Annotated in this window: 1 protein-coding gene (cut by a window edge); it reads left to right on the forward strand. The window is 58.3% G+C overall.

The genetic code is table 11. From position 1 onward, the window contains the following. Window positions 1-14,990, forward strand: part of the annotated coding region (locus BMY31_RS08620; RefSeq protein ID WP_180371400.1) for a BspA family leucine-rich repeat surface protein (this coding region is incomplete at its 3' end). 24,435 nt of the annotated region lie beyond the right edge of the window; 14,990 of its 39,425 annotated nt are in view.

Consider the following 14,990-nt stretch of genomic DNA (forward strand, 5'->3'; position numbering starts at 1 on the left):
ATGGACGCACCCACCCCCTATAAGAGTTTTCTCCGCCGCCTTGTCGCCGTATTTGCCATGGCGCTGGCGATGACTATGCTTGCGTCCATGTTTGCCGCGCATCCGGCGCTCGCCGATGACGTCTTCGCCTCTGATGCGTCCGTCGCGACTGCTCCCGCGACTGCGCCTGATACGGATGCTGCGGGATCCACGCAGCAGGCGACCGCTCCTTCCGGTGCCGCAATATTTGCTCCGTCCTCCGAGGGCAACCAGGCCGCGACTGCTCCCGCGACCTCAGTTACCGGCGTATCTGACGACGCGCTTCCTTCGACCGACCAGGCGGCTTTGCCTTCCGATACCACGACCGATGCTGCTGGCTCCACCATTGGTGACGCTACCGAGACTGCTCCCTCGGTCGCCTCGCCTGACGTGCAGCTTCAGGAAGAGGGGGATACCGATGACGACGTCACCATTGACCAACCTGCAGGTTCTGCGCGGTCCGTAGCGGGGGAGAAGAGCTTCTTTTCTGAGGGCGTAGAGGTTCCGGCTGGTTCGGGGGAGGGTTCCAATGGCCTTCGCTCCACTCCCACGCTCAGCGTTGCCGCCGAGAACTACTCGGACCCCCAGACGTTTACGGGGGAGGACGGTGTAACCGGGTATTGGACCTTCGTTAACGGTACACTCACTATCGGCTCCAATACCGCCCAAAAGCTGAGGCTTTCCGCCTCCAGCTCAGAGCGTGGCGCCCTTCCGTGGATGTCTGCCATCACGCCCTCCGATGTTATCGAGATTCGCTTTGTCGGGAAGGTCAATCCTGCCTCTCTTGCTTCGTGGTTTGCAAACTTCAGCTCCCTCGTCAGCTTTGATGGCGAGGGGCTTCTTGTTACGGGCATCTCCAACTTCTCGAAGATGTTCCAGGGATGCTCCAATCTCGTCAACGTTACGAACTTCGTTGGGACGGGCGCTGCCAGTGGGGCGAACCTCTCGGAGATGTTCGACCGTTGCGAGTCTCTAGTCGCCATCGATCTTTCATCCTGGGATTTGTTTGGGGCCAATAATCGCGTCAACATGCTTAGCGGTCTCAATTCAATCGAGAGCTTTACCGTCGCGAACGATGTAATCCTGAGCGACACAAACTTCGGTGATTCAGTAAGTCGCGGTAATACGGCTGGTACTTGGTTTAACAATTCCAACGTTCCTTTTACCACTGGCGAGATTATTGCTAGGTACGCTCAGAAAGTAACCGAGGCTACTCCCGTTACTTACACATTTAAATATCAGTCACACTTCGTTTCGGATGCAACCATCAGTTGGAGTTATGACACCGAGTCAAAGACCCTTACAATCGCAGGCGATTCAAACGCTAGCAATATTATCCTGAACGAGAATTATAACTCTCTGCCTTGGCTTCCCTCCGTCGCGCGCGATACGATTGCTCACATTATTGTTCAGGGTTCAGTTAAGGCAAGTTCACTTGCTAGTTGGTTTGCCAATTATTCAATCCTCGCATCTTTTGACGGTTCAGGTTTTGTTGTTAACGACGTTTCGAACTTCACTAGCCTTCTTGAGAATGACTCTGCACTCGTTGAACTGAACCTTACCGGTTGGGTTATGAATTCAGTTTCGAATCTGAACCTTGCTGATATGTTCAAGGGTGTTTCGAACCTCAATTCAATTACTCTTTCGAAGAATGCAGTTCTTACTAGTTCAGGTTTTGCGAACGATGGATTCAATTTGAATCGTGAAGCTACTGACGGAACTTGGGATGCTAGCATTGCCGATTGGTTTGGAACTTCAAGCAATGTTGCGAGTCGCTACACGGGTTCAAACGTTCTTCTCCCCAACGATTCAATTACTTACACGTGGCATGCGGGACAGCGCGGCGGTCGTTTCTCCGACAATGACAATGCATGGTGGAAATATGATTCAAATAAACTTACCCTCGGCGCCGACGGCGGAGCCAACAAGTCCGTAACTCTTTCCAGTCGTGAGAGCGCGCCCTGGCTTGTTGAAGGAAAGGTTACCGTCAAGCAGGTTCGTGAAGTTCTTTCCACTGGCAATCTTGCGCCTACGTCTCTTGCGTCTTGGTTCAGCTCCTACACCAATCTTGAGTCCTTCGACGGACGCGGTCTCGATGTTTCTGGCACAACTGATTTCTCGGAACTCTTTAGGGGTTCTTCGGTTAAGGTAATCAACCTTGATGGCTGGGACATGTCTTCGGCCACCTCCGATGCAGATATGTTTACCGGGACCACCAACCTCTCGACGCTAACGCTTGGTCCCGATGTCCGACTTGGTGCCACTTCTGGCCTTGGCATTACTCTTGCGAGCCATACTCCCGCTGATGGCTCCTGGGTTACCGATGACAAGGCTTGGTTTGGGTCTGGTGACAACCTGATTAGCCGTTATGCTTCGGGGTCGCAGGATGCTACTTATATATATGTGTGGTCTCGTGGCATGTTCTCCGGACGATTCGTCTCCAATGACAACGTCTACTGGCTCTTCGATCCCGGTGAGTCGAACATTGGCACTCTGACTATTGGCGTTGGCGACGTCAATTCCCCTCTGGGCAAGAATGTTTCTGAGCCCTATGATCAGCTCCCCTGGCTCAGCGTTCTGGCTGATCTTCGCCAGATTCGCATCGTCGAATTCCTCGACGGTGTCACTCCCGAGAATCCTGTCGCCTGGTTTAACTCGACTAACAGCGACGGCTATTCCGCTCATCTGTATACCGGCATCATGTCTTTTAACGGTTCTGGCCTCGACGCGAGCGCGGCTACGAGCTTCGCATACTTCCTTCGTGGTTGCCACACGCTCTCGACGCTCTCCGGACTCGAGAATTGGGATATGTCGGGCGTTACCTCCATCTCGGGAATGCTTGACGGCTGCGGATCCCTCACGTCGGTTGAGGGTCTGGCTAATTGGGACGTCTCTCAGGTGAGCGATTTCTCGTATCTTCTCCGTAACGATAAGGACCTCGTCTCGATTACCGCCCTTTCGGGTTGGGATGTTAGGGCTGCCCTCGACTTCACGGAACTCTTTAGGGATGCTAAGGCTGCCACGACGATTGATCTATCAGGCTGGCAGATGCCCGATGTGATGCGTACCAATATGTTTAGTGGTGTCGACAACCTGGTCTCTTTTATCATCAATGACACCGTCAAGCTTGATGGAACCGGATTCGACTCCAATGCCTCTCGTGCGAACGACGTGGGAAGTTGGGAGCGCGATGACGCCGCATCGGCCGCTGGGACCGATCCGTGGTTCGGCAATACCTCCGACCTCGCCAAGCGCTACGACTCCACACGCCTTTCGAGCCCCAACTACTCTGGCATCGCGACGTATACCTGGAAGCCTGGAAATATTCGCGGGCGCTTTGCCTCGAATGACAACGCATGGTGGAAGTGGGATTCCGAAGGCAAGGTCCTTACGCTCGGCACGACATTCCAGAGCGCAGGATATGATGGCCAGGTCGAGGAGGTCTACACTGCGCAGCCTTGGAAGACCGTCCTTGGACGTGAGTTTGTCAACAACAATGTCCACCAGATTGTCATCGAGGCCGGTGCCGACCTTGAGCCCACCCACCTCGACCGTTGGTTTATGGAGTATTGGGCTTTGGAGAAGATCGAGGCCCATGGCCTGAAGATTCATTCCAACTCAACCTTTGAGAAGCTCTTCTACGATGATGGCTATCTCTCTTCCGTGCTAGGCCTCGGCACCTGGGACGTCTCCACTGTCTCCTCCATGAAGTCCATGTTTGAGGACAATGATTCACTGACGACACTAGGTGGGGTTAGTGGGTGGAATACGGCTTCGCTCACTGATGTCTCCAACATGTTTAAGGGTGACGGTGAGCTCTACACGCTCACTGACATCTACTCCTGGGACGTCTCGGGGGTTACGACCTTTGACAGCTTCCTTTCCGGGGCCGCCAAGCTCGAGACGCTTAACATCTCCGGTTGGAATATGGACTCTGGCGCGAGTCGAGACGACATGTTCCTGGGGTGCAAGTCGCTTAAGACCGTCACGCTTGGCGATGGTGTCGGTCTCGAGGGCTCGGGCTTCTCGGATTACGAACTCGACAATACGCGTGAGCCTTCCGACGGCTCGTGGTCTACGACCGGCAATGCCTGGTTTGGTAGCACATCTAATATAGTTGCCCGTTACCAGAACGACCATTCCGGGCGAGGTTCGGGCCTAGGCGAGCAGATCTACAGCTGGAACGCCAATGTCCTGTCCGGTCGCTTCGAGAACGACTATACCTGGTGGACTTTCTCTGGCGGCAGGCTTGCCATTGGTGCCGAGTCCACGATTCCCGCCGGAGAGACTAACGTCATCGCCGAGGTCCATACGGCTCAGACGCCCATGCCATGGCTGGCCGCAATCGGCTCGACGGACCGCGTCACCGCCGTCTCGTCCAATAGTGCCAATATGTTCCAAGCCACGGATCCCACAAGCTGGTTCGCGGGCTATAAGAGTCTCGCGAGCTTCGACGGGCAGGGCTTCGATGTGTCTGCCAACACAACGCTCGCGAATATGTTCTCCGGCTGCTCGGCGCTCTCGACCGTGACCGGCCTTGGCGGCTGGGACGTGAGCGGCGTTACGAGCCTCGCCGGCATGTTCGATGGGGCGAGCTCCCTCAGGACTATATCTGGCCTTGACCAGTGGACCACGTCCTCGCTTGAGACGGTCGCCAACATGTTCCGCAACGCCTCGTCGCTCACCAGTCTTGTTGACGTTGCGGTTTGGGACGTCTCTGGTGTCACCACATTCGAAGGCTTCCTGTCGGGGGCGACCTCCCTGCAGACGCTAGACATCTCCGGCTGGGTGATGGATGCCGGCTCGACCCGCACCAACATGTTCCTCAACTGTCGCTCGCTTTCGCTAGTGACGCTCGGAAATGGTGTCATCCTTGAGGGAACGGGGCTCGATAACGTCAATCTCGGCAAGGTTGCTGGCCAGAACAAGTACTCCCGCGATCCCAACGCGGGGTCATGGCTTACGACTGACGAGACTTGGTTCGGCTCTTCGACCAACCTCAACGCGCGCTATGGGACATCATCAGCAACCAACGGCCACAAAGTGGGGGAGAAGACCTATCGTTGGGTTGGCGGCCGCTACTCCGGCAGGTTCCCCAGCAACGACAACGCATGGTGGATATATGACTACAATTCCGGGCTCCTGACCATTGGAGCGGGCAAGACGGCCGACAACGAGGATCTCACGGTCTCCGAGCTCTCAAACGAGCTCCCATGGACTACGGTCACGGTCTTCAACATAGTCAGCCGCATCTACTCCGTCTCGAGTACGGGCGGTATTGCCCCAGACAACCTATACTCTTGGTTTGCAGGCTATTCGAACCTGGCGACGTTTAGCGGCTCAGGCATGGACGTCTCTGGCACGACATCGTTTGCCAATATGTTCCAGAATGACGGAAAGCTCACCACGGTCTCCCTTGAGAATTGGCAAAACCAGGAGGGCGCAAGCCGCAGCGGCATGTTTTCCGGGTGCGGCATCCTCGCGACCATTACGCTCTCCGATGACTCGATTATCTATGGGTCCGGAATCAACGGACTCTCGTCTCGCGCAAATACGCTTGGCATCTGGGTGCTCTCGGATGGTGCCACAGAGGTCTGGTTTGACTGTTCTGCCGAGCTCGAGAAGCGCTATGGAACCTCGGCAGTCCTGAATGAGCGCTTCGGTGTCGGCGCAACGCGCCCGACGGGAGTGCTTACCTATCACTGGGACGGCAACAGGCTTGGCGGAAGGTTCCCCTCCAACCAGAACGCCTGGTGGGTCTTCTATCGCGAGGTCCAGGCCAACGGAAGCAAGGCTGGAACCCTTACGGTCGGTGCGGTCAGCACGGCCGACAACCGTGTCGTCAACGAGTATAGTGACGGCACCTCACGCCATGTCATGCCGTGGGCGAGTGCCATTTCCACGCTCACTCGCATCACTAAGGTCACCTCTGAAGGCGGTATTTCACCTCTCTCCATGGAGGGATGGTTCCAGGGCCTCACCAAGCTGACATCGTTCGACGCCATCGGCATCAACTCGAGTCGCACCGAGAGCATGAAGAACCTCTTCTACGGGGACAGCTCCCTGACGACCTTCCTAAATCTCTCCAATTGGAACGGCGTCAATCGCGTCCAGACGTTCGAGAATGCGTTTGCCGGACTCACCTCGCTTGTCAGCCTGACTGACGTCTCGGGTTGGCAGGTCGACGGCGCTACCTGCTATGACGGCATGTTTATGGGAGATAACAAGCTCGAGACGCTCGACATTCGTAATTGGGACATGGACCTTTCTCCGACGCGTCTTGCCATCACGTATAAGGATATGTTTACGGGCCTCGAGTCCCTCCTTCACATCACGGTGAGTGACGGGGTCGTTCTGGATGCTGATGACGAGGGCTTCGGAAACGAGCTCGTAAAGCACGGAGCAAAATGGGGAACCTGGTCACGTAGCGGCGAGTCCCTTGGCAACACCGACAGCCTCGCCGCTCGCTATCAGCAGAACACGCGCACTTCTCCCACGTACTACACCGCAACGTACGATTGGAACGAGGGCGTTCTACTGGGCACCTTCCTCTCTAACGACAACGTCTGGTGGCACTACGACAACGGCAAACTCTCTGTGGGCATCTCCGACCCGACGCGTGACGGGATCGTGACCGAATATGATGACGGCACCGAGGACCATATGCTGCCGTGGCGCGTCCTCCTTGATGACGTTAACGACCCCAATGGCGTTACCGAGGTTTCGTCGTTCTGGTACGATTCTGCGTCAAGGGGCAAGGTCGTGCCCGTCAATTTCCAGCGTTGGTTCTATGATTACCGCCTGCTCGAGACCTTTGACGGGACCGTCTTCGACTTCTCGTCCGTCACTTCGATGGAGTCCATGTTCCAGGGCGACACCAGACTTACGAGCATTACGGGCATCTCGGGATGGAACACGAGCAACCTCACTACGATCAAGAATGTCTTCTACGGGACGACCAGCCTCAGCACGCTCTCGGATCTCTCGGGCTGGAACACCTCGGGCGTTACTGACTTCAGCGGCGCGTTCTACAACGATTCCCTTCTGACCGAGCTCGACCTGCACAGCTGGTCGATGGACGACGCCGATTCGAGGACCAACATGCTTGCGGGCTGTTCTGGAATTCGCAGGCTGATCCTGAGCGAGAGCGTCCTGATGGATGACGCGGGCTTCGAAGATACACTCGTCGGACTCGGCAACACCAACGGCATGTGGCTGCTCGAGAGCTCTGCTGGTGACTGGATCTGGTTCGATACGACTAGCCGTCTCTCTGACCGCTATGCTTCGACAGCGACTAACCCCACGGGCAAGCTTACCTATAACTGGGACGGAAACCATCTGGGCGGCAGGTTCCTCTCCAACGGAAACGCGTGGTGGATCTACACCAAGTCTGGTGCCGGAACGGGGCTGCTCCAGATTGGCGTGGACGGCGGAGACCTTGGAGCCAACGGAACCCACGTGACCGAGACGGCGCTGGGGATGGGTGACTCCGCGCTTCCCTGGACTAAGCCCAGCTCCGGCAACGTCAACGTTGCCATCGTTCCCGCCGTGAGCGTGACGTCCGTCACCACTAAGACTGCCACGAGCGGCTACCTCAAGATGGACGACCTTTCGAGCTGGTTTAAGAATTACACCAGCCTCGTGTCCTTCGACGGAGAGGGTTTCGACACGAGCGTCTGCCTCGGCATGGCGTCCGTCTTCGAGAATGATCTTAGGCTCCAAAGCGTCACGGGCATCTCCGACTGGGACACCTCCGAGATGACAAGCTTTGCCTCTGCATTTAAGGGAACTTCGGCCCTGTCCGCTCTCGATTCCCTCTCGGGCTTCTCGACCGGAAATGTTGAGGACTTCTCCTCGATGTTCCAAGGAGCTTCGTCTCTGCGATACGTGACCGGTATCTCTCAATGGGATACTACCAAGGCGACTACCTTTAACAACATGTTTAGGGGCATGTCCTCCGTTCTTGCGCTCGACTTCAGCGGGTGGGACATGACCGCGAGTAACGGTCGCGCGACCGCCCCCACGGTTTCGGGCTTCCTGACGGGGTGCGTCTCCCTCACCAAGATGACACTTGGCGACAAGTTTAACCCCGACGCCGACGGTCCCACCTACGCGCTCGTGGTCGAGAGTGCCCACAACTATACGCGCTATGCTACGGGCCTCGGCGTGAACACCTGGTACGTCTACTCACCTGGGGCCACCAGCCTCACGGTGACCTTTAGCTCGGATCCCTACTACAAGATGGGCTACAGGACCTGGTACTACAACGGTTACCATGCCGATACGGTCACCATCTATAACAGGAACGGCGTTTCACAGGGCAGCTGGAGTCGAAGCACCATGACCGGCGTCACACTGACCGTCCAGGGTGACACGCTTTATATCGTCATGACCGTCGAGGATAACGTCGAGGCCGTCGGCTTTAACCTGACCGTTACGTCCGATCACAACATCTACCAGCTCCTCGGCTCCTCGGCCACCCAGGGCAAGACCCAGGGCGTTACTTCGCGAGGCGTCTGGAAGCGCGGGGAAGACGGTTGGATGGGATCCTGGCAGGAGCTCATGACTTCGTATGCCGGCCACGGTGGAGCTGCATCGCAGGGCATATACGAGCTCTCTATCGGGGAGATTGCGGGTCGCTTCGGGTCCAATGACGATACCTGGTGGCATTATGCCAACGGCGAGCTTGCGCTTCATGGCACAGGCGTCGCCGCCGACAGCCAGGTGAATGAGGTCGCATCTGGCGTCACCGTTGAGGGGGCCTCCACCATCCCCTGGGACTTCCTGCGCTCCTGGAACACCACGAGGACCAGTCACGGCTTGCAGTCTTACATTTATTCGGTCGTCTCTGACGGCAGCCTAGCGCCCACCAACATTCAGTCCTGGTTCTCCACCTACAGCAACGTGGTCACCATCGATATGAGCGGCGTCGTGACGGGGTATGCGACGAACTTCTCCAACCTGTTCTCGAACAACCCCGCCCTCACAACGGTCAGTGGGCTTGGCGACTGGGATACCTCTGGCGTCACAACCATGGCTTCGATGTTCCAAAGCGACGGCGTGCTCTCGTCTGTCGGAGACATGTCCGATTGGGATGTCTCCGGAGTTGTCGACTTCTCGTCCATGTTCCGCGATGACGCGTCCTTCTACGACCTGTTGGGCTTGGCCTCTTGGCAGATCAACCAGTCCGAGGACGTCATCATGGCATCCATGTTCCGCAACACCGCGATTGAGGCGGTCGATAACCTTGCCACCTGGAACACTACCCGCGTGACCTCGATGGAGTCCATGTTCCGCAACGCAATCCACCTTGCGAATGCGGTTGGTCTCGTAAATTGGAACGTCGTCGGCACAGACCTTTCGAACATGTTTAACATGCTTAACTCGTTGACGGGTGCCGACAACGCCGTCACCGTCCTGGACACTGTCGACCTCTCCAAGTGGCGCATGGACCAGGCGACAAGCGTCTCTAACATGCTTGCTGGCGCTCACGCTCTCTCGACGGTCAAGGTCTCTGACAACTTTACTATTCTTGCCGGAACCGGATTTACGGACAGTCTCCTGGGTCGCGGGGTTGTCGACGGCGCCTGGGAAAGGAACGACGCCAAGTGGTTTGACAGCACCTCCGCTCTTGCCGCGCTATACACGGCGGACGGTGCCGCCTTCGCGGGGACCTACGAGTACGTCTGGTCCAATGAGCCCGGCGGCCGCTTCAGGTACGGCTCGGGCATTACCAACACCTGGTGGCGTTATCACGAGAGCAACCAGACCCTGACCATCGGCACTACCGAGGTCGTCGGGGCTGACTTTACCGTCGACGACAAGGCGATCAACGGGACCACCGAGATCCCGGCCGGACTCCCGTGGAACGCGCTCATTTCCAACATTCGCCACATCGTCGTCCGCGGCGGCATCAAGCTCACGAACCCCGAGGGTTGGTTTAAGGATTACGCAAACCTGATTGACTTCGACGGCACGGGCCTGCGTTTCTCCGACCAGTTCGACGGATCCATCGCGAGCCTGTTCGAGAATGACCCCAACCTTACGACCATCACGGGCATTGGCGCCTGGCCCACCGAGCGCTTCACCTCCCTCGCCAACCTCTTCAAGGATGACGCGAGTCTCTCTACCATCGATGGTATCGAGCTGTGGACCAACACCTCCAACGTCGAGAGTCTGGCAAGCACCTTCCGGGGTACTTCTTCGCTCACGGATCTCTCTTACCTCCGCAACTGGGACGTCAGCAAGGTCGAGTCCTTCTCCCACACCTTCGACGGCTGCCGTGCGCTCAACTCCGTCGAGTACATCAACGGCTGGAATACCTCCTCCGCCCTCGACATGAGCTATATGTTTGCGAATGACACGTCTCTCTCTGAGGTCGTGCTGACCTCTCCCACGTGGGACACCTCCAACGTGACCACGTTCGCCTACATGTTCAGCGGTGACACCCTGCTCACCAACCTCAACATCTCGAGCTGGGACATGCGTGCGAGCATTCCCACGAGCGGCGGACGAACCGGCTTCCTCAACAACTGCTCCGGCCTCTCGACGGTGACGTTCGGGCAGAACGTCGTTCTTTCCGAGAGCGGCTCCACCTCCACTTCCACCAACAGCACGGGGTTCGGACAGGCCCTCTCCGGGCATGCGGCGGCGAACGGCCGCTGGCAGCTGCGCGGTGGCTATTGGTTCGACGGCACCGCCAACCTCGCGGACCGCTATGCCGCAGACGTGACGCGCCCTGCCGAGACCATGACGTACGACTGGCAGAACGGGCAGCCTGGAGGCCACTTCCTGGCCAACAGTGGAGCTACGACCACAAATAGCTCCGCGTGGTGGACCTATGATCCGTTCACAAGGACGCTCACCTTCGGCGTTGACGCGAACAGCACGAACCTGGACGTCTACGAGACACGCGACCAGCTTCCGTGGCTCAAGTACAGTGTTGCCGTTGCCGGCAATACCAACAACGTCGTCGCCCGCAGCAACATCGCGCCCCACAATCCCGCCAGCTGGTTCTACGGGTACGGAAACCTCGTCACGTTCGACGGTGGCGCGATGGATCCCTCCAAGGCCACGAGCTTCTATCGCATGTTCCGCGACTGCACCGGCCTCACGACGCTCACGGGCATTTCCAACTGGGACCTTGCCGACGCCACGGACCTCACCGAGATGTTCTGCAACGCGCGCTCCCTCGCCAACCTCTCCGGAATCGCCAATTGGGACGTCTCAAACGTCATCAACATGACCTCGTTCCTCTACGATGCCAACGCGCTCACTGATGCCAGTGCCATCAGCAACTGGGATGTCTCGAACGTGACATCCTTCTCCCATTTCCTCTATCACCCCGATTCGCTGCGCGTGGTCGACTTCTCCGGTTGGAACATGTCCACCTCTGCGGACTTCACCAACATGCTCTACAATGCAACGCTCCTCGACACGATTACACTCGGCCCGACCTCCATCGTCTGGACGGGACTTTCCGACATCAGCTCCAGAAACGATGACGACGGACGCTGGTACCTGTCCTCCTACACCTGGTTTGGTAATTCGAGCGCCATCGAGGGGCTCTACGAGCACACGCTCGATTCCGCCTCGCGCCTGGCGGCGGTCTACTCGCAGGTTGGTGCCGCTAACGGCTCTGACCTCACGTTCTACTGGGACGGTTCCAACCTCGGTGGGCGCTTCTCCAATCTCAATACCTGGTGGCGCTATAACAAGAGCACTCACGTTCTGACGATTGGTGCCGACTACGGCGGTGACAGAAACATCACCGAGACTTCCTCCCAGCTCCCCTGGGCCACCGTCCCCGGCCGCGCCAACGTGTACACCATCAACTCCGAGGGCAATGCGAATCTCCTCAACCCTTCTGGTTGGTTTGCGAACTACTCGAACCTCACTTCCTTCGACGGCGAGCTCATGAATGTCAGCGGCGCGACCGATCTCTCGCTGATGTTCGCCAACGACCCTCGCCTGACGACAGTCAGCAACGTCGACGGGTGGAACACCTCCAGCGCCACGACGATCTCCGGGCTCCTTCGCGGTGACACCGGCCTGGCGAACAACTACGCCTTTACCGCCTGGGACACGAGTTCGGTCTCCGACTTCTCCAACGTCTTTGCGGGCGATTCGGGCATGACTGCTATCGATCTCACGGGCTGGGACATGAGCGAGGCCACGACTGTCGACGGCATGCTCTCTGGCGTTACGGGGCTTGACACAATCATTCTCGACGAGCAGAACGTGCTCGATGATGACGATGCCTTCGATGCGACCGCGACCTCCGGCCTCGACGACACGCTCTCTGGGCGCACTTCGAAGGACGGCCGCTGGGTTCTCGCCGACGGCACGTGGTTCGACGGCTCGCCCCGCCTTTCTCGCCTCTATCCCCTCGGCGGAAACAGCCGAGGCGACGCTCTCATCTACACCTGGGACGACACGAAGCTGGGTGGCCGCTTCCACTCTGACGAGCTCGCCTGGTGGTACTACACCAAGGCCACGAGGGTCCTGACCCTCGGAACCCAGGATGACCAACGCGTCGAGGTAAGCGAGAAGTACGACGAGCTTCCTTGGCTCAGCATCGTGACCCTCGCCGACGTCCTCGGTGTCACGTCCCAGGGGCAGATCGTCCTTCCCGAGGACGCGTCGCTTTGGTTTGCCAGCTCTCCCTATGCTTCCAAGGAGATGCTCTCCGCTGCCAACAAGACCCTCTCCGTCTGGACGCGAGACCATGGCAACATCTCACTGAGTGGCGATGGGGAGATCTCCATCTATAGCGATAGCGGCTGGGAGAATGCGTACACGCAAATCGCCCTCGAGCTGACGGCGGGGAAGACCTACACGCTCATGCTCTACATGAAGGGTGACGCGTACACGCGCCTCGACAACAGCGGCCTTCCTGGCGTCGAGGTCAACCGTTATGCGGTTCGCGGCGACACACGCGGCAGCCGCGTGGCCGTGATCCCCTTCCTCGAGTCCGGCGCCTCTTCCTACCAGCGTCGTTTCGTGACGTTCACAGCTCCATACACCGGGCGATTCTACCTGGGCATCTGTGGTGGCGCAATCGCTGACACGAGGAGGACGTACAGGTTCTCGGTAAAGGACCTCTCGCTCATCGAGGAACCCGGATACATCGCCATGACCTCCTTCAATGGGCAGGGTCTCGACGTCTCGTGCGTTGAGAACCTGAGCGGCTTCTTCGACGGAGACATCTCTCTCAACAGCATTAGCCACACCTCCACCTGGGACGTCAGCAACGTGAGTGACTTCTCGAACGTCTTTAGGGACAACGAGAGCCTTGCCGACCTCTCGAACATCACGCGCTGGCAGCTAAGCTCGGCTGCCACCATGAGCGGCATGTTCTCCCAGATGGACTCCCTTGCGAGCAACGCGGCCATTGCCTCCTGGAACGTCAGCGGCGTTACCGACTTCTCCGACCTCTTCAAGGACGACTTCAAGCTTACGAACCTCGACATTTCCAGCTGGAACATGACCTCTGCGCAGGAAACCTCCGGCATGCTCGACGGGTGCACGAGCATCCAAACGATTGTCGCCGGACGGAGCTCAGTCATAGACCAGGGCCTCACCGACTCGCTCTCTGGCCGCGGGCCCTCGGACGGCATGTGGAAGCTTGAGGACCTCGGCTGGTTCGACTGCTCCTCGAGGCTCGCATCCCGCTATCCTGCCCGCGCCGCCGGCAGCGATTTCACCTCTCAGCTCACCTACGTGTGGGACCCCAACTTCCGCGGCGGTCGCTTTACGCCCAATGGCAACACTTGGTGGCTCTACGAGAACGCAACGAGCCAGCTGATCTTGGGTGCAGACGGAGGTGCCGAGAAGTCCGTGGCCATGTCTGCCGATGACCTTCCCTGGATTGACGTCGTTGGGCTCGCGAATATTACTTCCGTGGGCAGCAGGGGAGGAATCGTGCTCTCGACCCCGTCGGGCTGGTTTGCGGGATACGACAATCTCACGTCCTTCGATGGCTCCCAGATGGACGTCGTGGGCGCCACGGACCTTAGCAACCTGTTCGCTGGTGACTCCATGCTCGATACCCTTGCCGGCGTGAGGGACTGGGACACCAGTTCGGTCACTGATTTTTCCGGTGTCTTCAAGGGTGTTAGCGCTCTCACGAACGAGGGCGGCTTCTACCAGCTTGACGGCTGGTCTACGGTCTCCGCCACCGACTTCAGCTCCATGTTCGAGGGCGCCTCGGGCCTGAGCGACCTTACGCCTCTGGCAAGGTGGGCGACCGGCAACGTTCAGAACTTCTCGTCCATGTTTAAGGATTGCGTCTCTCTCGAGGACCAGTCGCCCATCCGTAACTGGAACACCGCCGCCGCCAATAACATGAGCTACATGTTTGCGGGATGCTCCAACCTCAAGTACCTCGACCTCTCGCAGTGGAACATGAAGGGGCGGGGCATGAGCCTGACGGGCATGCTCGACGGCTGCGGGGATCTCACCCAGATCAAGACGGGCGAAAGCACGGTGCTTGCCGGCACGGGTCTCTCCGACAACCTCGAGGGCCATGGCAAGAGCGACGGTTCTTGGAGCCGCGATGACTCCGCCGCAGCGGTTGACGGTGTGTGGGCCGACAGCTCGTCGAAGCTTGCGGACCTCTATCCCGCGGGCGGCAACAGCCTGACGCCCGCGACCTACACCTGGGAAGAGGTCGTCCGCGGGCGCTTTGACTCCAACCAGGGCGTCTGGTGGGAGTACAACCTCAACACGCATACCCTGACCATCGGCTATGACGGAACTGACGGCAACACGCACGTGCAAGAGGATGCCAACCACCTGCCGTGGGGCTCGCTGGCTCCGCCCGATGCCGGCGGGCAGGGCATCAAGTCCGTTCTGCAGAAGCTCGTCTTCCAAGACAGCTCCCTCAACGTCGACGGACTTAAGGTCGAGGTCGATAATCCCGCTGGGTGGTTTGCGGGCTACAGCGCGATGACCGAGGCCGACGTGGCAAG

The organism is Parafannyhessea umbonata, from assembly GCF_900111255.1.
GTDB lineage: Bacteria > Actinomycetota > Coriobacteriia > Coriobacteriales > Atopobiaceae > Olsenella_J > Olsenella_J umbonata_A.